The organism is Pseudomonas sp. NPDC077186 (genome assembly GCF_044543505.1).
Lineage (GTDB): Bacteria > Pseudomonadota > Gammaproteobacteria > Pseudomonadales > Pseudomonadaceae > Aquipseudomonas.
On record NZ_JBITWE010000001.1, the window covers coordinates 883,322 to 906,991 of the forward strand.

Below are 23,670 nucleotides of genomic sequence, written 5' to 3' on the forward strand. Positions count from 1 at the left end.
GGGCCGTCGCGACGCGACGTTAGACATGATTCCCGGCCATTGTTGGTGGCCCACTGAGGTTTCCGGATGCCTCGTCTGTGCCTGGCTTTGCTGCTGTTCTGGCTGACGTCCCCGAGCTGGGCCCTGCCACCCGCGCCGCTGGATAGCGACGACCTGCGCCTTTCCCTCGGCCCCTACACCGGCTATTACGAGGACGTCGGCGGCCAGTTGAGCGTCGACCGGGCGCTGGCACTGGACGACGACGCCTTCCGCCGCATCACGGGCGAGCACGCCAACCAGGGCAAGAACGCCTCGGTGTGGTGGTTCAAGGTGCGTCTGGTCAACGGCCTGACGCGGGAGCTGGGCGGCTACCTGGAGGTCAACTACCCGCTGCTCGACCACCTGCAGGTGTTCCTCGTCGGCCCCGACGGCCGCCGCCTGGAACAGGAAAGCGGCGACCGCTACGCCTTCTCCCAGCGCCCGGTGCAGGTGCGCAACTTCTGGTTCCCGCTGCAGCTGGAGCCCGGCGTCAGCACCCTGCTGGTGCGCGTCGACACCACCAGCACGGTGTTCGTGCCGCTGTTCTTCAGCACCTACGGCGCCAGCGCGGTGGCCCAGGAAAACCTCATGGGCTTCAACGGCGCGTTCTACGGCGTGCTGTTCGCCATGTTCTGCTACAACCTGTTCCTCTACCTGTCGCTGCGCGAAGCCGCCTACCTCTGGTACCTGGCCTACAACCTCAACGTCGGCCTGCTCGCCGCCTGCTTCGACGGCATGCTGTTCAAGTTGCTGCCCGAGCACGTGGCCTTCCAGTCGGTGAGCATCTACATCCTGATGTACCTGCACTGCCTGACCGCCATCCAGTTCAGCCGCCACTTCCTCCACGCGCGCCAGTACTTCCCGCGCCTGGACACCGGCCTGCGCCTGCTGATGCTGGCCTGCGCCGGCATCCTGCTGTCGGCGCCGCTGATCGGCCTTTCCGCCTGGAACATCCTGGCCAGCGTCACCGTCTCGCTGGTGTCGCTGATCCTGTTGCTCACCGGCGTCTACGTCTGGCGCCGGGGCGTGCGCTACGGCTCCTACTACACCCTGGCCTGGGCCATCCTGCTGTTCGCCTTCATCCAGGCCACTACCGGCTCGCTGGGTCTGGAAGTGTTCGGCGTGTTCGGCGCCACGGTGGTGAAGATCGGTGTGACCATCGAGCTGATCACCCTGTCCATCGGCCTGGCCGACCGCATCAACCTGCTCAAGGAGGAAGGCTTCCGCTCGCGCCGCGCCGCCGAGCAGGCCGAGTTCGAGAGCCAGGCCAAGAGTCGCTTCCTGGCCAAGATGAGCCACGAGATCCGCACCCCGCTCAACGGCGTGCTGGGCATGCTGCAGCTGCTGCGCGAGACGCCGCTGGATCGCAGCCAGCGCTTCTACGTCGACACCATCTCCAGCTCCGGCAGCTCGCTGATGGCGGTGATCAACGACATCCTCGACTACGCCCGCATCGAGTCCGGCAAGCTCAGCCTGGAGCAGATCGAATTCGACCTGGAAGACCTGATCTCCGAGACCCTCAGCCTGTTCACCGGCCAGGCCCTGGACAAGCGCCTGCGCCTCTACGTCAGCCTCGAAGGCGGCGTGCCGCGGCGCATCCAGGGCGACCCGACGCGGCTCAAGCAGGTGCTGATGAACCTGCTCAGCAACGCCCTGAAATTCACCGCCGAGGGCCACGTGGCGATCAGCGTCAGCCGCCGTAGCGACAGCCACGGCCAGCCACACCTGGTGTTCGCCGTCAGCGACAGCGGCATCGGCATCAGCGAGCAGGCCCTGGCGCAGCTGTTCGAATCCTTCGCCCAGGGCGACTCCAGCACCACCCGCCGCTACGGCGGCAGCGGCCTGGGCCTGGCCATCAGCAAGGAGCTGGTGGAGATGATGGGCGGCCGCATTGAGGTGCAGAGCACCCCCGGCCAGGGCACCCGCTTCGCCTTCGATATCCCGCTGCTGAGCGAGAGCGAGGCGCCCGACGAACTCGGCCGCCTGCTGGCCGGGCGCACCGCCCTGCTCGCCTCGCTCGACGGCCTCGGCCTGGACGCCACCAGCCGCCTGCTCGGCCGCTGGGGCATGCGCACCGAACGCTGCCAGACCCCGGAGCGCCTGCAGGACTACCTGGAGGACTTCGCCGCGCCGCCGCTGCTGGTGCTGATGGCGCCCTGGCCGGGAAGCGTCAACCACTGGCTCGACTCGCTGCGACCCAAGCTGCAGCCACAGCAGCGCGTGCTGCTGGTCTGTCCGCCCGAAGCCTGCCAGCAGCTGCCGGCCAGCCAGGGCCTGCGCCTGCAGCACCTGGCCCAGCCGATGGCGGTCAACGCCCTGCGCCAGGCGCTGGGCGAACTCTACGAAGAACCCCGTGCACAGGTGTATCAGTTGGTCAGAGAGACACGCAGCAACGACAGCGACACCCCCTGCATCCTGGTGGCCGAAGACAACCCGGTGAACCAGCTGGTGGTCCAGGGGTTCCTGAAGAAACGCGGCTACAGCGTGCGCCTGGTCACCGACGGCCAAGCCGCGGTCGCCGAATACAGCCGCGACCCCGGCGCCATCCAGCTGATCCTGATGGACTGCGAGATGCCGCTGATGGACGGCTTCGAGGCCACCCGGCAGATCCGCCGCCTGGAGCGCAGCCAGCAGCTGGCGGCGGTGCCGATCGTCGCGCTGACCGCGCATATCCTCGACGAACACCGCCAGCACGGCCTGGACGCCGGGATGGACGACTTTCTCGGCAAACCGCTGGACAGCGGCCTGCTCTACAGCACCCTGGAGCGTTTTCTGCGGGTGCACAGTGCCTGACGCGCGCGCTAGCATGGGCGCCGTTTGACTGGAGCCTTCCTGCCGTGCTGATTCCCGCCCACCTGCTGCAAGCCGACACCCTCACCGCGCTGATCGAGGACTTCGTCACCCGCGAGGGCACCGACAACGGCGACGAGACCCCGCTGGAGACCCGCGTGCAGCGGGTGCGCCGCGCCCTCGACAAGGGCGAGGCGGTGATCGTCTTCGACCCCGACAGCCAGCAGTGCCAGCTGGCGCTCAAGCGCGACGTGCCCAAGGAATGGCTGGAGACGTAGGTTGGCGCCGACGCAGCGAAGCCCAACAACCACCGTTCCCGGATTACACCCAGGCTACGGCTGGAGATGTAGGTTGGCGCTAAGCGCAGCGAAGCCCAACAACCACCGTTCCCGGATTACACCCGAGCTACGGCTGGAGATGTAGGTTGGCGCTAAGCGCAGCGAAGCCCAACGATCGCCGTCCCGGATTGCACCCGAGCTACGGCTGGAGATGTAGGTTGGCGCTGAGCGCAGCGAAGCCCAACAACCACCGTTCCCGGATTACATCCGAGCTACGGCTGGAGATGTAGGTTGGCGCTGAGCGCAGCGAAGCCCAACGATCACTGTCCCGGATTACACCCGGGCTAGGCCACGCCGTCCACCCGTGCCCGCTGCTACCGCCGCCAGCGCCGCGCCAGCCAGTAATCCAGGCTCAGCCAGCGCCCCGCCCCGCCGAAGAACAGCGCCAGCAGCATCGCCAGGTAGGTGGCGGCGAACTCGATGCCGTTGTTCAGCACCACGAACTGGCCGCTGCCGGTCAGCCACTGGTAGTTGCCGTGCTCGCGCAGCAGCGCCCGTGCCCGCTCCAGTTTCTCCGCCGCCGCCAGCACCCGCTCGTTGGCGAAGGGCGCGGACGGGTCGGCGATGGCCTGCCAGCCATAGGGCCAGTGCACGGCGAAGATCGCCACCAGCATGGTCACCATCAGCGGAATGCTCACCCAGCGCAGCGCCAGGCCGAACAGCAACAGAATCGCCCCGCCGGCCTCGGTCAGCGCCGCGGCCCAGGCCAGCAGCTCGGGAAACGGCAGGCCCAGGCCCCAGTCCGGGTTGCCGAACCAGGCGGCGGTGGCGTCGATATCCTTGAGCTTTTGCGTACCAGCCATCCAGAACACCGGCACCAGGTACAGGCGCAACAGCAGCGGGGCGAGAAAATCCAGGCGGCGGGTGGCGTCCAGGGCATCCTGGCAGCGATTGAGCACGGCGAGCATGAGGGTCATTCCTCGGCAAAGGGAAACCAGATATCGCGCCGCTGCCAGTCGTCCAGCAGCGCGCGGGCGTTATCGAGGTAGTCGCCGTCGGCGACCAGGCCATGCTCGGCGGCCAGGGCCGCGAGCGCGGCAGCGGGCGCCTCGCCGGCCTGCAGGCGCAGCGCCAGGCGGTAGGCGAACGGCGCCAGCTGCATGAAGCGCACCTTGTCCTGGCCGTCGCGCCAGGCCAGCAGGCAGCTGGGTTCGCCCGGCGGCTGCGCGGGGCTGTACGTGCGGCCGATACGCTGCACCGGCCAGGCATAGGCCAGCGGCCAGGCCAGCGGCGACCAGCCGCGGGCCGGCAGCTCGGCCTCGCTGACGTCCAGCGCCAGCTCCACCCATTCGTAGTGCGCCAGCTCGAGGATGAACGGCGGATCGCCCGCCTGCGCCCGGTAGCCTTGCTGCAGCCAGGCGAGAAACTCCTGGCTGATCTCGAGAAAGTAGGGCGTCGCCGCCCGGTGATCGGCGATAAAGGCGCGCAGCAGCGCCCGCCAGCGCGCCGCGTCGAACAGCGAACGCAGCACCGGGAAGGCGCCGCTGACGAAACCCTCGATATTGTTGAAGAACAGTTCTTCATAGACCGCCATGCGCTCGGCCGCGATGCCGGGCGGCAGGGGCTCGGCATCGGGCTGGCGGATGCGCGCGGCAAAGGCGCGCTGATGGTCGACGCCGTTCATGTGCCGTACCGGCGCGCACCCGCGGCCGCGCCCTGCAGGCGGCGGATCTGCGCCAGCTCGGCGTACAGCTCGGCCAGCGGCGGGAAGTTGAAGTCGCGCTCCAGCAGGGTCGGGCGTACGCCATGCCGCGCGTAGGCATGCGCCAGCAAGGCCCACACCGGGTCGATCACCGGCGCGCCGTGGGTGTCGATCTTGAGATCGGCGGCCTGATCAAAGTGCCCGGCCACGTGCAGGTAGGCGATGCGCTCGCTCGGCAGCGCGGCGATATAGGCCTGGGCATCGAAGTTGAAATTGATGCTGTTGACGTAGAGGTTGTTGACGTCCAGCAGCAGCTGGCAATCGGCGCGCTCCAGCACCGCGCGGACGAAGCTCGCCTCGTCCAGCTCGCCCGGCAACTGCGCATAGGCCGAGACGTTCTCGATGATCAGCGGCCGCTCCAGCACATCCTGGACAATGCGCACGCGCTCGGCGATGCGCACCACCGACTCCTCGGAAAACGGCAGCGGCATCAGGTCGTAGAGCTGGCCGTGGTCGGCGCAGGCCGACAGGTGCTCGCTGTAGCCGAGCACGCCATGGGCATCGAGAAACGCCTTGATGGCCCGCAGTAGATCCAGATCCAGCGGCGCGAAGCCGCCGAGATTGAGGGACAGGCCATGGCAGAGCAGCGGCCGGCGTTCGCTGAGCGCGCGCAGTTGCCTGCCCAGGCGCCCACCGACGCCGATCCAGTTCTCCGGCGCCACTTCGAGAAAGTCCGCACCGCTCGCTCCATCCTCTTGCAAGGCGGCGAGCAGGCCGCGACGCAAGCCGAGGCCGGCGCCACTGACGAAACGAGCCTGCATGATCCGTCCCCCGCCCCTTATTCGCTCTTCTCGGCGCCGCACTTGCCCTCGCCGCATTTGCCTTCGCCGTCGGCCTTCATCTCGCCGCCACACTTGCCTTCGCCGCATTTGCCCTCGCCGTCGGCCTTCATCTCGCCGCCGCACTTGCCTTCGCCGCAGGTGCCCTCATGGCCCTTCTCGTGCGCGGCCAGGCTGTAGCCGCTGGCGAGTTCCTCGGCGGCGAAGGGATTGCCCGCCGCCTGGGCGGTAAAGGCAACGGACGTCAGCAGCGCGGCGCCCAGGGTGGCGGTCAGGGTATTGAGCTGTTTCATGGCAATTCTCCAGAAGTTTTCCTGCGTGGGGCCGGATTGGCCCCCTCGCCGAAATGGACGGGGCAGCCTGCCGGGCGTTACAGCGCCGACGGATCTTTTTTCCGGGCGCACGCACGAACGCCGCTCGCGACAGTCCTGGACTATCGACCCAGCCCTGCACCGACAGGGTGCGCCGCCGCGCGCAGAAAAAATCCACGAACCGTTTATCGATAAATTTACTTCTTATTTTTCAATGGCTTAATTAATTGCCCAGCTAATCATTGGCGTACTTCCTGCTTGCCATCGGTGGCACAGTTGCCTAGGGTAGTCCGCATGTGGTCCCTGATTGCCCCCATCGGCTCGTTGCTGAGCGGGGTCGCGTTGCTCCTGCTCGGCAATGGCCTGCTCAACACCCTACTGACCCTGCGTGGCGTCGCCGAAGGCTACTCCACCACGATGCTCGGCCTGATCATGTCCGGGTACTTCGTCGGGTTCCTCCTCGGCACCTGGCTGGCGACGCCGCTGGTCAGGCGCATCGGGCATATCCGCGCGTTCGCCTGTTGCGCCGCCCTGGCCGCCATCGCCGCCCTGCTCCACCTGCTGCTGATCGATCCGTGGATCTGGCTATGCTTGCGCGTGCTCTACGGCCTGGCCCTGGTGACGCTGTACATGGTGATCGAGAGCTGGCTCAACGCCCAGGCGCCGAACCAGCAGCGCGGCCAGGTGTTCGCCATTTACATGGCGGTCAACCTCGGCGCCCTGGCCCTGGCCCAGCAGCTGCTGCACCTGGCCGACCCGGTGCAGTTCACCCTGTTCGCCCTCGCCGCCATCCTCATCAGCGCGGCGCTGATGCCCATCACCCTGACTCGCCAGGTGCAGCCGAGCCTGCCGCAAACGCCGCCGAGCAACCTGCGCCAGCTGTGGGCCATCGCCCCGCTGGCCATAGTCGCGGCGGGCCTGTCCGGCCTTGCGCTCGGTGCGTTCTGGGGCATGGCGCCGGTGTACGCCAGCCTGGCCGGTTTCGACACGCCCGGCGTCGGCCTGCTGATGACCGCCACCATCCTCGGCGGCGCCCTGCTGCAATGGCCCATCGGCCTCTACTCGGATCGCCACGACCGCCGTCGGGTGCTGCTCTGGGTGGTGCTGCTGGCGATCGGCCTGGCACTGGCGATGAGCCTGCTGCCGGCCGGCCCGCTGCTGCTCGGCGCAATCTTCGTCTGGGGCGGTCTGGCCTTCGCCATCTACCCCATCGCCGTGGCGCAACTGATCGACCAGTTGCACAGCGACGAGATCCTCTCCGGCTCCGCCAGCCTGCTGATGGTCAACGGCATCGGCTCGGTGTGCGGACCGCTGCTGGCCGGGGTGCTGATGGAGCAACTCGGCGCCGGCGCGCTGCAGCTGTACTTCGCCGGCACCCTCGGCCTGCTGGCCGTCTACACCCTGTACCGCCTGCGCCATGTCAGCGATCTGGTCAGCGGCGACGCCGCCCACTTCGTGCCCATGCTGCGCACCAGCCCGACGGTGCTGGAGCTGATGCCCGATGCACCGCCCCATGATTCGACGGAGGAGACGACCCAGTCCTGAAGTCACGCAACCGGCTGTTTCGGCAAGGCCCCGAGCCTACCCCAAGCAGCCAGAACACCGGCGCACGACGCCGCTTCTGGAGAAACAACGATGCTATTAGCCACCGACCTGGATGGAACCTTTCTCGCCGGCGATCCCGAGGATCGCCTGAGCCTCTACCAGACCATCGCCGCCCACCCCGAGATCAAGCTCGCCTACGTCACCGGGCGCAGCCTGGAGGCGGTGCTGCCGCTGCTGGCCGACCCTACGCTGCCGCAGCCGGACTACATCATCGCCGACGTCGGCGCGACCCTGGTGCATGGCGACAGCCTGCAACCGATCCAGCCGCTGCAGAGCGTGGTCGACGCCCGTTGGCCCGGCGAAAGCCAGGTGGCCAGCGCCATCGAGGCCTTCGCCCTGGAGCGCCAGGACGTACCGCAGGCACGCCGCTGCTCCTACTTCTGCACGCCCGAGCAGGCCACCAACCCGGCGCTGCGCGAGATCGCCGACGAGCTGGGTTGCGACCTGCTGTATTCCGCCGAGCTGTATCTCGATTTCCTCCCCAAGGGCGTAAACAAGGGCAGCAGCCTCAAGGCCCTGGCCGACTGGCTGGAGCTGGATCACGACCAGGTGCTGGCCGCCGGCGATACGCTCAACGACCTGTCCATGCTCAGCGCCAGCTTCCACGGCGTCTGCGTCGGCCAGTCGGAAACCGCGCTGCTGGAGGCCACCGCCCACCACTCGCGCACCCTGCACGCCGGTCGGCCGGGCTGCGGCGGCATCCTCGAAGCCTTCGCCCATTTCGGCTTTCTCGGTGAGCACGGTATCGCCGCCGAACGCCGCCAGGCCGCGCAGCCGGGCAAGGCCGAGCTGGTGATGGTCTACCACCGCCTGCCCTACGAGGAATACCGCAATGCCGCCGGCAAGTTGCAGCGCCGCCGCCCGACTTCGCCCAACGGCATCATCCCCACCCTGCTGAGTTTCTTCGGCGACGGCCGCCCCGGCTCCTGGGTCGCCTGGGCCGTGCACGAGGACGACGCCGAGCCGTTCGACAGCCACACCACGGTGGACGCCGAGCGCTACCCCAAGCTCACCGCGGCGCGGGTCAAACTGAGCAAGGAGGAAGTCGACATCTTCTACAAGCGCTTCTCCAAGGAGGCCTTCTGGCCGACCCTGCACACCTTCTGGGAGCGCGCCACCTTCAACGAGGACGACTGGCAGGTGTTCCTCAAGGTCAACCGCGCCTTCGCCGCACGCACCGCGCTGGAGGCCGCCGAAGGCGCCATCGTCTGGCTGCACGACTACAACCTGTGGATGGTGCCGGCCTACCTGCGCGAGCTGCGTCCGGATCTGCGCATCGCCTTCTTCCACCACACCTACTTCCCCTCGGCCGACCTGTTCAACGTGCTGCCCTGGCGCCGGCAGATCGTCGGCAGCCTGCTGCAGTGCGACTACATCGGCTTTCATATCCCGCGCCAGGTGGAGAACTTCGTCGACGTCGCCCGTGGCGTGTTCCCGCTCAAGACCCTGGAGCGGCAGAGCTGTGCGCCGCGCTTCATCACCTACGGCTGCGCCGTGGGCCTGGAGCGCATGACCACCGCGCTGGACTCCGGCACCCGCCAGGTCAGGCTCGGCGCGCACCCGGTCGGGCTGGATATCGAGCGCGTGCGCAGTGCCCTGGAGGCGCCGAAGATCAAGGAGCTGATGGCGCACCTGCGCGAGGAGATGCAGGGGGTCAAGCTGATCCTCTCGGTGGAGCGCCTCGACTACACCAAGGGCATCCTGGAGAAGCTCAACGCCTACGAGCGCCTGCTGGCCGACAACCCGGAGCTGCTGGGCAAGGTCACCCTGGTCACCGTCTGCGTGCCGGCGGCCAAGGAAATGACCATCTACGACGAGCTGCAGACGCAGATCGAACAGGCGGTCGGCCGCATCAACGGGCGCTTCGCCCGCATCGGCTGGACGCCGCTGCAGTTCTTCTTCCGCAGCCTGCCGTTCGAGGAAGTCAGCGCCTGGTACGCCATGGCCGACGTGATGTGGATCACCCCACTGCGCGACGGCCTCAACCTGGTGGCCAAGGAGTTCGTCGCCGCGCAAGGCCTGCTCGGTGGGCGCGGCGTGCTGGTGCTGTCGGAATTCGCCGGCGCCGCGGCCGAACTCAAGGGCGCGCTGCTGACCAACCCGCACGACCCGGCCGACCTGGCGCAGACCTGCTACCTGGCGCTGAACATGCCCGCGAGCGAGGCCCTGGCGCGCCTGCGCGAGCTGTTCGATATCGTCTGCTACAACGATATCCGCCGCTGGGGCGAGGAGTTCCTCGCCGGCGTCGCTGTGGAGCAGGAACCGGAAGCGCTGGTGCTGGCCAGCTAACTGCACGGTGCGCACCGTCTCGTAGCCCGGATGCAATCCGGGGAATCGCCTCGCCCCATTCCCGGATTGCATCCGGGCTACGTGGGCCAGGCGTAGGGTAGATCGCGCTCTATCGATCCACCATTTCTGGTGGATGTGAAAAGCGACATCCACCCTACGCTTCGCCGCCCGCCAACAGTCGCGGGGACGCCGTAAGGGCTAATCAACCCTGCTGGCTATCCACCACGCAGTTGATCATCCAGGACACGCCGAAACGATCGGTGAACATGGCGAAACGGGTGGCCCAGAAGGTGGCCTGCAGCTCCATCTGCACCGAACCACCGGCCGACAGCGCGGCGTACAGGCGCTCGGCCTCCGGCAGGTTGTCCACCTGCAGGGAAACGGAACAGCCCTTGATGCCCTCATAGGGATACTGCGGCAGATTGTCGGAGGCCATCAGCAACTGGTCGCCGACGCTCAGGCACACATGCATGACGCGCTGCCGGTACTCGGCCGGGATTTCCATGTCCTCGGGGCTGTCGGCGTAACGCATCATCTCCAGCTGGCCGCCGAAGACCTCGGCGTAGCGGTTGAAGGCGGCCTCGCACTGGCCGTCGAACATCAGATAGGCATGAATCTTCATCGCAACTCTCCTTAGTTTTCGCTGCTGATGCGCGCGCGAATACGCTCTTCCTGCTCGCGCAGTTCGGGGGTGAACTCTTCGCCGAAATCCTCGGCCTCGAAGATCTGGCGGATCTCGATATCGGAATCGCCAGGCATGGGGTTGGGGCAACGCTTGACCCAGTCGATGCAGGCCTGCAGCGACTCGCACTGAAAGATCCAGAAGCCGGCAACCAGCTCCTTGGTCTCCATGAACGGGCCATCGATCACCGTGCGCTGACTGCCGGAGAAACGCACCCGCGCGCCCTTGCTGCTGGGCTGCAGGCCTTCGCCGGCGAGCATCACCCCGGCCTCCACCAGTTCCTCGTTGTAGCGCCCCATCGCCGCCAGCAGCTCCTCGCTGGGCATCACGCCGGCTTCGGAATCCGCGGTGGCCTTGACTATCACCATAAAACGCATCGCCTTTCTCCTTGTTCGAGTCGAAGTAGCGCAGGGGTCTCCCTACGGCTGACACTGAACCCATGGCTGGGGTTCTGAAGACTAGTCGAGCGGGCGACGGACGAATCGACAGGGCGCGGAAGTTTTTTCAGGTTTTCGCATTTTGTGGGGAAGATCCGCTTGGCACCGGACTGGCAACTAAGTGTGTGCTGCGGACAACTTGGCACTATCCATTAATGCGCCGTCTGGCCTGATGGGTTTCGCCCCTTACGGGCGAGTCACTTTCTCTTGCTTGCCCAAGAGAAAGTAACCAAAGAGAAGGGCACCCCGACATCCGGCCCCGGCTGCGCCGGGGTTCCCTCGCTCCATCACCATTCCAGAGGCCCGCCACGAAGGGCCATCCCTGGCCCATCGTGGCTCTCGCGACATCCATGTCGCTCAACCCCTTCCATGGTGATTCCACTCGGCCTCCTGAAGGGGACTTGGCGTCGTCTGTGAGATCGCAGTTGAAAAGCAGAAGCCAGACGCCGCCGAGTTTAATCTTTCGGAGATTACGCAAGCTCGCGCCCCGGTCCCGTCAGGAGGCCGAGTGGAGGTGTCGCGTAGGGGGACGAGTCGCATGGATGCGGCGAGAGGCTTAAAGGGCCAGGGACGGCCCTTGTAAGCCGCCCCCCGGAGCGGCACCGGAACGAGGGAAGTTTCGCGTAGCGAAACCCGGATGCCGGGTGCCCTTCTTTGGCACACCTTTCTTGGGCAAGCAAGAAAGGTGTGGCGCCCGTAAGGGGCGCAACCCAAACGTTCGGTAGGCGCGGTGATGGATAGTGCTAAGCCGGTAAGCGATGCGCACACAAACTTGCCAGTCTGGTGTCAGCCCACACCCTCCTTAAACTATGCGAAGAACCTTTTTTCAGGCCAGCTGCAAGACGCGCTTCACCGCGGCGAGAAAGGCCTGCGGCTGCTCCAGCATCATCAGATGGCCGCTACCTTCGATCAGCGTCTGGCTGGCGGCGGCCCGCTCGGCCCAGGCCGGTACGTGCCAGCCGCCGCGCGAGCGGGCGCCGGCCAGCAGATGCACGGGATGATCGGCGAAGACCCGGCGCAGGCGATCCCGATAGCTGTCCGGCGCGGTCAGCGCCACCACCGAACGGGCCATGGCCTGCAGCGTGCTGGCCGGCTGCTGGGCCAGCCAGCGCTCGGCGATGCCCAGGCTGCGGGCATCGACGGCGACCCCGGCGCGCGTCAGCCAGGCGGCGGGGTCGGCGCGAAAGCCATCGAGCATTGCCTCGGCTTCGAGCACCGACATGCGCGCCACCGCGGCCGACCAGAAGGCGTCGTCCAGGCTGAAATTGCCCTCCACGCTGACCAGGCTGCGCACCCGCTCGCCATGGGCCTGGGCGAACAGCATGGCGACCGCCCCACCGACCGAATGGCCGAGCAGGTGCACCGCCTCGCCGGGAAACTGCGCCTCGATCACCCGATGCAGATGCGCGACCTGCGCCGGCAGATCGATCGCCTCGGCCGATACCTGGCGCAGCGCACCATAGCCGAGCAGGTCGGGCGCCAGGAAGCGCCCCGGGACAAAGGCGGCGCTTAACTCGGGCAGCTGCAGGGTGCCGATCAGGCCGTGGATAAAGACGACGGGAGCATGCATGGCGAAATCCTTTCCGGGCCGTAGAACGAAGCGCGAGCATAACCTCGTAGGGTGCACCGCACGTACCGCGATGCCAGGGCGGCTGAACTCGAACCTGGTGCAGGAGGATGGCGGCAACGCGCGGGTAAGACCCGGCGGTCGACAGGAGCCATCATCAAGGGCCGGAACCGCCCGATATCATTCGGTCGGCGCGCTCAACAACCTGTCAGATGCGGACATTCGTGATGGAGAATGAATCTGCCCCCTGTTTTCCTGACGGACGGCTGATTCTTGAATTGACATATCGGTAAATCTCGATATTATCGCGCCATGGAACTGATCAATGTATTCAAAGCCCTCTCCAATCCTACGCGCCTTGGAATCCTCAAGGGGCTGAAGGATCCGGCGAAGAACTTTCCTCCACAGGATGAAGGGGACGTTCATACCGTGGGCGTCTGCGTCAGCAGTATTCAGGAAGGCGTCGGTCTGTCGCAGTCGACGGTGTCCGATTACCTCGCAACGTTGCAACGAGTTGGCCTGGTCGAAGTCCGTCGGATCGGACAATGGACCTACTACAAGCGTAATGAAGCCAACATCCGTGCCCTGGCCGAGATCATAGGCAAGGAGCTGTAATTTTTTCACTCAATATATCGATTATTCTCGATATCTCTTTTAGCCGAAACGAGGATTCACGATGGAGAGAGCATAGGCAGCGCCGCGTAAATTTTTCAATTCATTACATCGAAAATTCCCTATATCCCTTTTTCCAGAAACGAGTATCTACAATGAAAGCGCAAATTCTCAAATCCTTTGGCGGCTCGACATCGTTCGAGCTGAGCGACGTGGCCAAACCATTACCCCACGCAGGACAAGTTCTGGTGCGGGTACACGCAACCTCCATCAACCCGCTGGATTTCCAGGTACGACGTGGCGATTACGTCGACTACGTTCCCCTCCCCGCCATTACCGGCCATGACGTATCCGGTGTCGTCGAAGCAGTCGGCCCGGGGGTGACGAGCTTCGTGCCGGGCGACGAAGTCTGGTACACCCCGCAGATCTTTGACGGCCCCGGAAGCTACGCCGAGTACCACGTTGCTGCCGAAAGCATTGTCGGGAAGAAGCCTGCCTCGCTGAGCCATCTCGAGGCGGCCAGCCTGACGCTGGTGGGCGGGACGGCGTGGGAAGCGTTGGTCGTGCGTGCGGCGCTCAGAGTGGGTGAGAGCATCCTGGTGCACGGCGGCGCGGGCGGCGTCGGGCATGTGGCGATCCAGCTGGCAAAAGCCGTGGGCGCCAGGGTATTCACCACCGTGCGCGAAGCAAACTTCGAGTTCGCGAGACGCATGGGCGCCGACGTGGTCATCGACTACGAAAAAGAGGACTACGTGGACGCCATCCTGCGGGAAACCGATGGCCAGGGCGTCGATGTGATCTTCGACACCATCGGCGGCAACACCCTGTCGCGCAGCCCCGACGCGCTCGCACAGCTTGGCCGGGTGGTCTCGATCGTGGACATCGCCCAACCACAAAACCTCATTCAGGCCTGGGGCAAGAACGCCAGTTATCACTTCGTCTTCACCCGACAGAACCGCGGCAAGCTCGATGAACTCAGCGCATTGGTCGAGCGCGGACAGCTGCGGCCGCATGTAGGCGCAGTGTACTCGCTTGCCGACATCCCACTCGCCCATGCCCGACTGGAGAGCCCAAACAATGGCCTCCAGGGAAAAATCGCAATTGCAGTCGAGCCCCAAGCCCACCTGGCCGGTGCGCGCGTTTAACCGCAGAACTTACTCTGGAGGAATGCCCCATGATTTATGAAATCGCACTGCTGCCCGTTCACAGTGAACATATCGAACAGTTCAAACAGGCATTTGCCGAAGTGGCTCCCTTGCTCAAACGCGCCAAGGGTTATGGCGGTCATATGCTCGCGCCAGGAATCGAAAGCCCCGAGACTTTCAACCTGATCGTGCGCTGGCAATCCCTTGAGGACCACGCCCCGGGTTTCGAAGCGAGTGCAGACCATCAGACATTCATGATGGGTTTGGAGAAATTTTTCTCGGAGGAACCGAAGGTCTACCACATTGAAGGGGCAGCGATTACGGGTGAAAACCTTCAAGGCCAGGCCAGCTTCTTTGATATCGCGACACCAACGGCTTAGGCAGTTGCCCGCTGTCGATACGTGACCGTTGCAGCATGCAGACCCAATGTCGCAACCATCCAATGGTCAGGATTTGATCTGGCAGTTTTGAAACATAAGACTGTCAGATCAAATTCAACTGCTCAGCGTAGCTGGCCGTCTCGCTATCAAGCCAAATAACTACCGATCGAAGATCAAGTTGTCTGACTGCTTCTGACCGCAGCCCCCTGACGTTTGCTCCGAGAATCAGTTGGCAGTTCACCCTCCCTTGGGTCCATTCAGCATTCATATAGCCTTTTCGGAGTTCAGATATGACAACTGACACGCCGCTAGGGGCATCCAAGAGGCGCCCTAAATTTTTCCGGATCCATGTTCTGCTGCGGCTCTAGCCACATCCACATTCTCTTTGGATGAACATATTCGCCGTGCCTATCGGGGTATTCCAACTCTGTTCTTTCCCAGCATTCTGAAGTCGCTGGAATATCGCGTCGTTCAACCATAGATCGCCGGCTCGCGGTAATGCCGCGGGCAGGCCTGGCCGTCGGCGCGGAACAGGTGGCACTTGTTGGCCATCAGCCCGGCGGCGAAGGTCTCGCCCACCGCCACGCGGCGATCGCCATCCGCGCGCAGGGTGATGATGTCCTCCACCCCTTCCAGGCTCAGGTAGATCAGGTTGTGATCGCCGAGGCGCTCGGCCACGCTGATCTGCCCGTAGAAGGCGAAGTCGGCCTGCTCGCTGGCGACGAAGTGCTCCGGGCGCACGCCCAGGGTCAGCTGCTCGCCGGGTTCGACGCCGGTGCCGTCGACCAGCACCTGCATGCGGTAGCCGCCGGGCATCTCGATCTCCACCGCCTCGCGGCTGGCGCCGAGCGCGCGCACCTGGAGGAAGTTCATCTGCGGCGAGCCGAGGAAGCCGGCGACGAAGCGGTTGCGCGGGTAGTGGTAGAGCTCCAGCGGCGCGCCGACCTGGGCGATGCGCCCGGCTTCGAGCACGACGATCTTGTCGGCCATGGTCATGGCTTCGACCTGGTCGTGGGTGACGTAGATCATGGTGGACTTCAGCCGCTGGTGCAGGCGCGAGATTTCGATGCGCATCTGCACGCGCAGGAAGGCGTCGAGGTTCGACAGCGGCTCGTCGAACAGGAACACCTTGGGCTCGCGCACCAGGGTGCGGCCGATGGCCACGCGCTGGCGCTGGCCGCCGGAGAGGTCCTTGGGCTTGCGTTCGAGCAGCGCGTCGAGCTGCAGGATACGCGAGACCTCTTCGACCTTGCTGCGGATCTGCGCCTTGCTCACCTTGGCCAGCTTGAGGCCGAAGGCCATGTTCTCCGCCACCGTCATGTGCGGGTAGAGGGCGTAGGACTGGAACACCATGCCCACCGAGCGCTCCATCGGCGGCAGCTCGTTGACCCGCTGGCCGTCGATCAGCAGCTCGCCGGAGCTGATCTCCTCCAGCCCGGCGATCAGCCGCAGCAGGGTGGACTTGCCGCAGCCGGAGGGGCCGACGAAGACCACGAACTCGCCGTCGGCGATGTCCAAGTCGATGTTGCGGGTGATGGCGGTGCCGTCGTAGTGCTTGCAGATGTTGCGCAGGGTAAGGCTGGCCATGGGATGCCTCTCGAACGGGGCCGGGCAGCGATGGACTCGGCCCGGCCGGAAAGCTTGATAAACCTGCAGGAGCCGGGGCTCCTGCAAACGCAGGGGCCCTAGCCCAGCAGGCGGGCGAAGCCGAAGCCGTGGGCCGGCAAGTGTACCCAGCTGCCGAGGAACTCGGCAGTGCTGGCCGGCACGCCCTCCAGCGGCTCGACCATCAGCGGCAGGTCGTAGCGTCGCTCGCGGGCGCCGAGGTTGAACAGGCACAGCCAGGCCTGCTCGCCCAGGCGCCGTTCGAATACCAGCAGATCGTCGTCGTGGTAGCGCACCTGGATATCGCCGTCGATCAGCAGCGGCTGCTCCTGGCGCCAGGCGAGGAAGCGCCGGTAGCTGTTGAGCATCGAGGCCGCGTCGGCCTTCTGCACGTCCACCGCCAGGGCGCGATGGCGCTCGTCCAGCGGCAGCCAGGGCCGCGCACTGGAGAAGCCGGCATGGGCGCCGTCGCGGCTCCAGGGCATCGGCGTGCGGCAGCCGTCGCGACCCTTGAATTCGGGCCAGAAACGGATGCCGTAGGGGTCGACCAGGTCATCAAAGGCCAGCTCGGCCTCCGGCAGGCCCAGCTCCTCGCCCTGGTACAGGCACACGCTGCCGCGCAGCGACAGCAGCAGCGCCATCAGCAGGCGGCCGCGCGCCGGGCTCTCCTCGCCGGCCAGGGCCCAGCGGCTGATCACCCGCACCACGTCGTGGTTGCCCACCGACCAGCAGGGCCAGCCGTCACCCAGTTCGCGCTCGATGCTCTCGATGGTGTGGCGGATAAAGGCCGGGCTGCACTGGGCGGTGAGCAGGTCGAAGGAATAGGCCATGTGCAGGGTGTCGCCGCCGCTGGTGTAGGCGGCCATGGTGCGCAGCGAGTCGTCGCAGCCGATCTCCGCCACCGTGGCGGTGCCGGGGTAGCGCTCCAGCAGCGCGCGCAGGCGGCGCAGGAAGTCGAGGTTCTGCGGCTGGGTCTTGTCGTACAGGTGACGCTGGTAGGCGTAGGGGTTGTCGGCGCGCACGCCGATGCCGCCCTCGCGGATGTCCAGGTTCGGCGGATTGTTGCGCAGCGCCTGGTCGTGGAAGTAGAAGTTGGCGGCGTCCAGACGGAAGCCGTCGACGCCCAGTTGCAGCCAGAACTCCATGTCCTCGAGCAGTTGCTGCTGCACCGCCGCGCAGTGGAAGTTGAGGTCCGGCTGGCTGGCCAGGAAGTTGTGCAGGTAGTACTGCTTGCGCCGGCCGTCCCAGCTCCAGGCCGAACCGCCGAACACCGACAGCCAGTTGTTCGGCGGCGTGCCGTCCGGGTTCGGCTCGGCCCAGACGAACCAGTCCGCCTTGGCGTTGGTGCGGCTGCTGCGGCTCTCCTCGAACCAGGGATGCTGGTCGGAGCAGTGGTTGAGCACCTGGTCGATGATGATGCGCAGGCCGCGCTCGTGGGCGGCCGCCACCAGGGCGCGGAAGTCGTCGAGGGTGCCGAACAGCGGGTCGACGCCGCGGTAGTCGGAGACGTCGTAACCGAAGTCCTTCATCGGCGAGGTGAAGAAGGGCGACAGCCAGATGGCGTCGACGTTGAGGCTGGCGATGTAGTCCAGCTTGGCCAGCACGCCGGGCAGATCGCCGACGCCGTCGTCGTTGCTGTCGAGGAAACTGCGCGGGTAGACCTGGTAGATGACGCCGCCGCGCCACCATTCCTTGCGGATAACAGCCATACAGCAAAGCCTTTTGTTGTTCGTGGTGTGCTTACCACTCTAGGCAAGGGCGTTCGCTGCCACATCCTCCCCGGCGGGGTTTTCGCCGGCGTAGCTTTCGGCCGGTCGGGGGGAGGAGTTTTGCCGGGCGGACCGCCGAACCGCAGGGCGTCGCGGGGACGCCTGGGCCATGCGCAACGGCGCACCCGCGACGCTGTCGCTGTGTGCGTCGTTCCTCGATAGGCACGGCTGGTGCGCGCGGCGCACCCTACCGGCCGGGTGCCCCCTGCCCTACTCGCCCTGAATCTTGCTCAACAGGCTGCGCGCCAGCTGTACCGCCTCGCTGCGCTGGGTGATGGCGAGCTTCTGGTAGAGGCTGCGGATATGGGTCTTGATGGTGGTCGGGGCGACGTTGAGGTGCTCGGCGATCTGCTCGTTGGCCAGCCCGGCGTGGATCAGGCTGAGCACCTGCCATTCGCGCCGGGTCAGCGGCGAATGGCGGATCAGCTCGGGCACGTCGGGGCGGTTGATGATGTCCTGGATCACCGCCTCGTCCAGGGTGATGCGGATCGCCCGGCTGAAGTCGCGCTGCTGCTGGGCCAGCTGGATCAGGCGCTCGGCGCGCTGCTGCTCCAGCTCGTCGAGGCGGCGTTCGTGCTGCAGCGCCTTGAGCATGGCGATCAGCGGCTTGCCCAGGCGCAGGAAGCTGCCGATGGCGCCGGTGCCGCTGGCCAGGGTCAGCGCCTGGTGCAGGTGATCGAGGCTGGGTTGGCGCTCCTCGCGCTGCCAGTGCGCCAGGGCCTGGAGGATATGGTTGCGGTTCTGGTCCATCACCAACTGGTGGCGCTCGGCATCGAGCTGCAGCTGGCGCAGGATTGGCAGCGCGCGCTCGCCCTGGTTCAGCGCCAGGTAGGCGCGTACGTGGTTGCGCGCATTGCCCTGGGCGAAGTGGTTGGCCCCCGGTTTGAGCGGCGGCGCGGTGGCCAGCCACTGACGGATGCTGTCCTTGTCCTGGGTCGAGTCCCAGTAGGTGAGCATCGCCGCATGGGCGTTGGCCTGCCAGTCGATATGGTAGTCGTCGCCGGCCAGCAGGCTCTGCAGCTTGCCGATGTAGTCGGCGCACTGGCTCTGCTGGCCGCGCGCGTGGGCGACGCGGGCGAGCAGCACGTAGCACTGCAGGAACCAGTGGTCGCCCACCGTATCGAGTATCTCCAGGCCCTGCAGGGCGCACTGCTCCGCCGCATCCAGGTGGTGCCATTCGAGCAGCACCTGACCGCGCACGCGGTGGATGAATTCCATGATCGGGGTGACCGGCAACTGCTGTTGCTCGATGTACTGCAGCGCCCGCTCCTGCAGGTTGTAGGCCTTCTGCAGGTGGCCCTGGGCGACGGCGATCTCCGACAGCTGGCCGAGGCTCCACAGCACCGGGTGCGAGGCGTTGATCTGCTGCGCCCGGCGCACGGTCTCCTCGTGCTGCTGCTGGGCCTTGGCCAGCTCGCCCTGGACGAAGTGCGCCTCGGCCAACACCGACATCGCCGCCACCTTGGAGGTGCGCATGGTCAGCGGCTCGAAGGCCAGCGCCTGGCGGGCGAAGGCCATGGCGCGCTGCTGGTCGCCCTGGTTGATCGCCACCTGGGCGCGCACCGCCTGGTAGTCGGCCTCGATGCGCTGCCACTGCTCGGCGCTGTACTGCTCGCGCTGCGCCGCTTCGCCGGCCTGCAGCCACTGCTCGACCTGATCGCTCTGGTACTGGTTCTGCGAGGCCCAGGCCTGCAGCAGGGTGAACAGCGGCGACTCGGCCACGCGGCTCTCCGGCAGCAGCGCCAGACAGCGCTGCAGCAGCTCCAGGCAGCCCTGGCGGTAGAAATGCCGACCATGCGTTTCGAGGATCTGCGCCACCCGCTGCGGGTCGCGCGCCAGCAGGGCATGGCGGGCGGCCTCCTCGGCCATCTTCTCCTCCAGCAGCGCCTCGGCGGCGCGCAGGTGCAGTTCGGCGACGCGCTGCGGCTGGTGGGTGGACAGCTCGTTGCGCAGGAAGCTGGCGAACAGCGGATGGTAGGCGAACCACTGGCGCAGCGGGTCGACGGCCTGGATAAACAGGCCGGCGCGCTCCAGCGCTTCGAGCATCTCGCGGCCGTTGCAGCTGTCGGTCAGGCGGTCGGCCAGCGCCGCGCTGAAGCGCTCGAGCAGGCAGGTGGACTGGAGGAAATCCTGGGTCGCGCCGTCCAGGCCATAGAGCACCTGCTCGCGGAAGTAGTCGCGGATATAGGGATGGCCGAGCTGCAGGGCCTCGAGGAACAGGTCCATGCCGCGCCCGGTCTGCACCTCCTGCAGGGTCAGCTGCAGCGCGCAGGGCCAGCCGCCGATGCGCCGGTTGAGGCGCTCGACCTGCTCGCGGTTGATGGCGATCGGCAGGCCCAGCTCCAGCAGCGCCTGCACCTCGTCCAGTTCGAAGGCCAGCTGGCCGGCGTCCAGCGCCAGCAGCTGGCGCTTGACCCGCAGCTCGGCGACGCCGAGGTCCGGCAGGCCGCGGCTGCACACCAGCAGGGTCAGCCAGTCGGGCGCGTTGCGCAGGAAGAAGCGCAGCGCGGCGATCACCTCGCGGTTGCGCAGCGCCTCGAACTCGTCGAGCACCAGCAGCAGCGGCGGGTGCTCGGCCGGCAGCTCGGCGAGCAGGCGGGTGAGCAGGCCGTCGAGGCCTTCGTCGCCCTGCTCGGCGCGGCCGACGCACTGCGGGCAGCCGCCGTCGAGCTGGCGGTGCAGGGCGTTGAGCAGGTAGCGGCCGAACTGCCGCGGGCTGTTGTCGTTGCCGTCGAGGTTGAGCCAGGCCACGGCGCCGGCGAAGGCCGCCGCCCACTGGCTGGCCAGCACGGTCTTGCCGAAGCCGCTGGGCGCCTGCAGCACGGCCAGGCGCACCTGCGGCAGGCGCAGCAGCCACTCGTCGAAGCGCGGCCGCGGCAGCAGGCCGGGATGCAGGACCGGCGCAGCGAGCTTGGCCGGTATCAGGGGCAGTGGCGGACGGGCCGCTGTGGTCATGATCCTCTCCCGTTATTTATCGTTGTCCGGGTTTAGGCGAAGCTTACATCGGTATAGCGGCGGCGGGTTCCACCCGCCCTACGGCCGGTGTGCCATGCGCACCAACGAACCTAGATCGATGCGCACAAACGTAGGGCGGGTGAAACCCGCCAGGTCGGCAGCGGCGGGTTCCACCCGCCCTACCCTTTTACCCCTCCCGCGGTCAGGCCGCCGACTATCCACTTCTGACAATAGAGGAACACCGCGGTGATCGGCAGGCCGGAGAGCACCGCGGCGGCAGCGAAGTCGCCCCACAGGTAGTTCTGCTCGTAGAGGTACTGCTGGGCGCCGACCGACAGGGTCAGCTTGTCCACGTCCAGCAGCAGCACCGAGGCCATGGGGTATTCGGTGATGCTGGTGATGAAGGCGAGGATGAACACCACGGCGAGGATCGGCACGCTCATCGGCAGCAGGATGTGCACGAAGGCCTGCCAGGTGGTGGCGCCGTCGACGATGGCGGCCTCCTCCAGCGAGGCGTCGATGCTCTCGAAGTAGCCCTTGATGGTCCAGATATGCAGGGCCATGCCGCCCAGCGAGGCGACTATCACCGCCCCGTGGCTGTTCACCCCGAGCCAGCCGGCGTGCTTGCCGAGCTGGTCGAACAGGGCGTAGATGGCCACCAGCGACAGCACCGGCGGGAACATCTGGAAGATCAGCATGCCCTTGAGGATCGGCCCCTTGCCGGCGAAGCGCAGGCGGGCAAAGGCGTAGGCACTGGTGGTCGACAGCAGCAGGATCAGCGCCGAGCTGATGAAGGCGATCTTCACCGAGTTCCACAGCCAGGTCAGCACCGGGAACGGTGGCTGGGTCACCGAGCCGTCGGCATGCTCATAGGGAATGCCGAGGGCCAGCGACCAGTGCTCCAGGGTCGGGTTGTCCGGCAGCAGGCTGCCGGTGGCGAAGTTGCCGTCGCGGAAGCTGATCGACACCACCATCAGCAGCGGGAAGACGATCAACAGGATGAAGCCGAGCAGACCGGCATGGGTCAGCCACAGGCGGTATTTCACGGATTTCGGTTGCACCATCGCCATGGCGGGGTCCTCAGACTTTGACTTTCGACAGTTTCAGGTTGAGCCAGGCCAGCGCGCCCACCACCAGGAAGATCAGCGTGGCGATGGCCGCCGCCAGGGCGAAGTTCTGCCCGGAATCCTGGAAGGCGATGCGGTAGGTGTAGCTCACCAGCAGGTCGGTGGTGCCCGCCGGTGTGGTGGCGCCGATGATGTCCGGGCCGCCGCGGGTCAGCAGGGTGATCAGCACGAAGTTGTTGAAGTTGAAGGCGAAGCTGGCGATCAGCAGCGGCGCCAGCGGCTTGATCAGCAGCGGCAGGGTGATCTTCAGCAGGTTGTCCAGGGGCGTCGCGCCATCCATTGCCGAGGCCTCGTAGAGGTCGCGCGGGATGGACTGCAGCAGGCCCATGCACAGCAGAAGCATGTAGGGGTAGCCGAGCCAGGTGTTGACCACCAGGATCATCGAACGGGCCAGGGTCGGGTCGCTGAACCAGTCCGGGCGCAGGCCGAACAGGCCGTCGAGCAGCAGGTTGATCTCGCCGAAGTTCTGGTTGAACAGGCCGCGGAACACCAGGATGGAGATGAAGGCCGGCACCGCGTAGGGCAGGATCAGCATCAGCCGGTAGAACGCCTTGCCGCGCACCAGATCCCACTGCAGCAGGCTGGCCAGCACCAGGCCGACGGCCAGGGTGAAGAGCACGGTGAGGCCGGCGAAGGCCACGGTCCAGACGAAGATCTCCAGGAACGGCCCGCGGATGCTCGGGTCGGTCAGCACCTTGGCGAAGTTGCTGGTGCCGGCGAACACGGTGAAACCCGGCGCCACCTTGTTGCCGTGGCTGTCGACATAGAAGCCGATGCCGTGGTCGGCCTCCAGGCGCTCGTTGCTGCGGGTGTTGAGCAGGTCACCGTTTTCCAGCAGGCGGTACAGCGGCTTGACCGCCGCCACCTCGCGCAGGCCGTACAGGCGCAGCAGTTCGCCGTCGCTGCTGCGCAGCACCCACTGCTCCAGCTCGGCGCGGCGCTGGATCACCTCGCGCAGCGCCAGCGCCTCGCCCAGCTCGCCGGCCTCGCCCTCGGCCTGCAACGCCAGCGGCTCGCCGCTCGCATCGCCGGCCAAGGGCGGCGAGACGTACACGCCGCGCTCGCCCTTGTCGACGCGCAGGCGCAGCGCGTCGGCCTCGTCGCGGTGCAGGCTGAAGCCATAGCGCTCGCCGGCCAGGTAGGTCTGGCGCAAATGGTAGCGCTGCACCTGCTCGAAGCTGAGCAGGTTGCTGCCGCTGTAGTTGGTGAAGCCGATGCCCACGGTGTACAGCAGCGGGAAGATGACGAACACCAGCATGCCCGCCAGCGCCGGGTAGATGTAGCGATGGGCATAGGCCCGGCGGCTGATGAACACGTAGCTGGCGATGCCGGTGACCACCAGGCCGAGCAGGGCGAAGGCCAGCTGCTGCTGGGCGTAGAGCGCCAGCACCAGGTACAGCGCCAGGGCGTTGAACAGGCCCCACAGGCCCCAGCGCAGGCCGGCATGCAGGGACGGCAGGGAAAACAGCTTCATGGGCGTACTGGCCACGGCAGGAAGGTTCACGACGGACATCTGAGTTATAGCCTCGCAGCGAGGCCGCCGCCGACGCAGGGCGTCG

The 23,670-nt window shown here is 66.3% G+C and carries 19 protein-coding genes; 7 read left to right on the top strand and 12 right to left on the bottom strand.

Annotation, left to right across the window (positions count from 1 at the left end; genetic code table 11):
* The first annotated feature begins 66 nt into the window (after positions 1-66).
* Together ACIGKL_RS04045 and ACIGKL_RS04050 are read left to right on the top strand one after the other, a co-directional pair.
* Complete coding sequence (locus tag ACIGKL_RS04045; RefSeq protein ID WP_397485414.1) at positions 67-2,811, top strand: 7TM diverse intracellular signaling domain-containing protein; 2,745 nt, start codon at positions 67-69, stop codon at positions 2,809-2,811.
* 44 nt (positions 2,812-2,855) lie between these two features.
* A complete protein-coding gene (locus tag ACIGKL_RS04050) occupies positions 2,856-3,086 on the top strand; it encodes a YheU family protein (protein ID WP_397485415.1) in 231 nt (76 codons plus the stop codon).
* A gap of 374 nt (positions 3,087-3,460) precedes the next feature.
* Here ACIGKL_RS04050 and ACIGKL_RS04055 read toward each other — a convergent pair whose 3' ends face one another.
* The 4 genes from ACIGKL_RS04055 to ACIGKL_RS04070 are packed head-to-tail and all read right to left on the bottom strand — an operon-like array spanning position 3,461 to position 5,920.
* Entirely contained in the window at positions 3,461-4,054 is a 594-nt protein-coding gene (locus ACIGKL_RS04055) for a DoxX family protein (protein WP_397485416.1), read from the bottom strand.
* A 5-nt stretch (positions 4,055-4,059) separates the two neighbouring features.
* Positions 4,060-4,770 carry a DUF2063 domain-containing protein gene (locus ACIGKL_RS04060; RefSeq protein WP_397485417.1) on the bottom strand — a complete coding sequence of 237 codons (711 nt, stop codon included), beginning with the start codon at positions 4,768-4,770 and terminating at the stop codon, positions 4,060-4,062.
* A complete protein-coding gene (locus ACIGKL_RS04065; RefSeq protein ID WP_397485418.1) occupies positions 4,767-5,609 on the bottom strand; it encodes a DUF692 domain-containing protein in 843 nt (280 codons plus the stop codon). Before ACIGKL_RS04065 ends, ACIGKL_RS04060 begins: the two co-directional genes overlap by 4 nt.
* A gap of 17 nt (positions 5,610-5,626) precedes the next feature.
* Positions 5,627-5,920: a hypothetical protein gene (locus ACIGKL_RS04070; protein ID WP_397485419.1), complete on the bottom strand. Its 294-nt coding sequence runs from the start codon at positions 5,918-5,920 to the stop codon at positions 5,627-5,629.
* Between the two features lie 312 nt (positions 5,921-6,232).
* On the opposite strand from ACIGKL_RS04070, the gene ACIGKL_RS04075 reads away from it, so the two are divergent.
* Both ACIGKL_RS04075 and ggpS read left to right on the top strand, forming a co-directional pair.
* The gene (locus tag ACIGKL_RS04075; RefSeq protein WP_397485420.1) at positions 6,233-7,483 is read left to right on the top strand and encodes an MFS transporter; all 1,251 of its coding nucleotides are present in this window, start codon (positions 6,233-6,235) and stop codon (positions 7,481-7,483) included.
* A 90-nt stretch (positions 7,484-7,573) separates the two neighbouring features.
* Positions 7,574-9,832, top strand: coding sequence for a glucosylglycerol-phosphate synthase (ggpS, locus tag ACIGKL_RS04080; protein ID WP_397485421.1), 2,259 nt, complete (start codon positions 7,574-7,576; stop codon positions 9,830-9,832).
* A gap of 202 nt (positions 9,833-10,034) precedes the next feature.
* On the opposite strand, the gene ACIGKL_RS04085 is transcribed toward ggpS, so the two are convergent.
* The 3 genes from ACIGKL_RS04085 to ACIGKL_RS04095 all read right to left on the bottom strand — a co-directional run bounded on the left by ACIGKL_RS04085 (position 10,035) and on the right by ACIGKL_RS04095 (position 12,521).
* Positions 10,035-10,454 carry a VOC family protein gene (locus ACIGKL_RS04085; protein ID WP_397485422.1) on the bottom strand — a complete coding sequence of 140 codons (420 nt, stop codon included), beginning with the start codon at positions 10,452-10,454 and terminating at the stop codon, positions 10,035-10,037.
* An 11-nt stretch (positions 10,455-10,465) separates the two neighbouring features.
* Complete coding sequence (locus ACIGKL_RS04090) at positions 10,466-10,891, bottom strand: YciI family protein (RefSeq protein ID WP_397485424.1); 426 nt, start codon at positions 10,889-10,891, stop codon at positions 10,466-10,468.
* An 886-nt stretch (positions 10,892-11,777) separates the two neighbouring features.
* Positions 11,778-12,521 carry an alpha/beta fold hydrolase gene (locus ACIGKL_RS04095; protein ID WP_397485425.1) on the bottom strand — a complete coding sequence of 248 codons (744 nt, stop codon included), beginning with the start codon at positions 12,519-12,521 and terminating at the stop codon, positions 11,778-11,780.
* A 309-nt stretch (positions 12,522-12,830) separates the two neighbouring features.
* Between ACIGKL_RS04095 and ACIGKL_RS04100 the strand changes: the two genes are divergently transcribed.
* The 3 genes from ACIGKL_RS04100 (at position 12,831) to ACIGKL_RS04110 (ending at position 14,655) form a co-directional block, all read left to right on the top strand.
* A complete protein-coding gene (locus ACIGKL_RS04100; RefSeq protein ID WP_397485426.1) occupies positions 12,831-13,133 on the top strand; it encodes an ArsR/SmtB family transcription factor in 303 nt (100 codons plus the stop codon).
* Between the two features lie 152 nt (positions 13,134-13,285).
* Entirely contained in the window at positions 13,286-14,275 is a 990-nt protein-coding gene (locus ACIGKL_RS04105; protein WP_397485427.1) for a zinc-dependent alcohol dehydrogenase family protein, read from the top strand.
* A gap of 29 nt (positions 14,276-14,304) precedes the next feature.
* Positions 14,305-14,655 (top strand): antibiotic biosynthesis monooxygenase family protein, encoded by a 351-nt coding sequence (locus ACIGKL_RS04110; RefSeq protein WP_397485428.1) that lies wholly within the window; start codon positions 14,305-14,307, stop codon positions 14,653-14,655.
* Between the two features lie 471 nt (positions 14,656-15,126).
* Here the strand turns inward: ACIGKL_RS04110 and malK are convergent, their stop codons facing one another.
* From malK to malF, 5 genes are all read right to left on the bottom strand, one after another.
* Positions 15,127-16,242, bottom strand: coding sequence for a maltose/maltodextrin ABC transporter ATP-binding protein MalK (gene malK / locus ACIGKL_RS04115; RefSeq protein ID WP_397485429.1), 1,116 nt, complete (start codon positions 16,240-16,242; stop codon positions 15,127-15,129).
* 98 nt (positions 16,243-16,340) lie between these two features.
* A complete protein-coding gene (locus ACIGKL_RS04120) occupies positions 16,341-17,969 on the bottom strand; it encodes an alpha-glucosidase (RefSeq protein WP_397485431.1) in 1,629 nt (542 codons plus the stop codon).
* Positions 17,970-18,239: 270 nt separating this feature from the next.
* Positions 18,240-20,984 carry an HTH-type transcriptional regulator MalT gene (gene malT / locus ACIGKL_RS04125; RefSeq protein WP_397485432.1) on the bottom strand — a complete coding sequence of 915 codons (2,745 nt, stop codon included), beginning with the start codon at positions 20,982-20,984 and terminating at the stop codon, positions 18,240-18,242.
* Between the two features lie 179 nt (positions 20,985-21,163).
* Positions 21,164-22,054 carry a maltose ABC transporter permease MalG gene (gene malG / locus ACIGKL_RS04130; protein ID WP_397485433.1) on the bottom strand — a complete coding sequence of 297 codons (891 nt, stop codon included), beginning with the start codon at positions 22,052-22,054 and terminating at the stop codon, positions 21,164-21,166.
* Positions 22,055-22,064: 10 nt separating this feature from the next.
* Positions 22,065-23,624: a maltose ABC transporter permease MalF gene (malF, locus tag ACIGKL_RS04135; RefSeq protein WP_397485434.1), complete on the bottom strand. Its 1,560-nt coding sequence runs from the start codon at positions 23,622-23,624 to the stop codon at positions 22,065-22,067.
* Between the last annotated feature and the right edge of the window lie 46 nt (positions 23,625-23,670).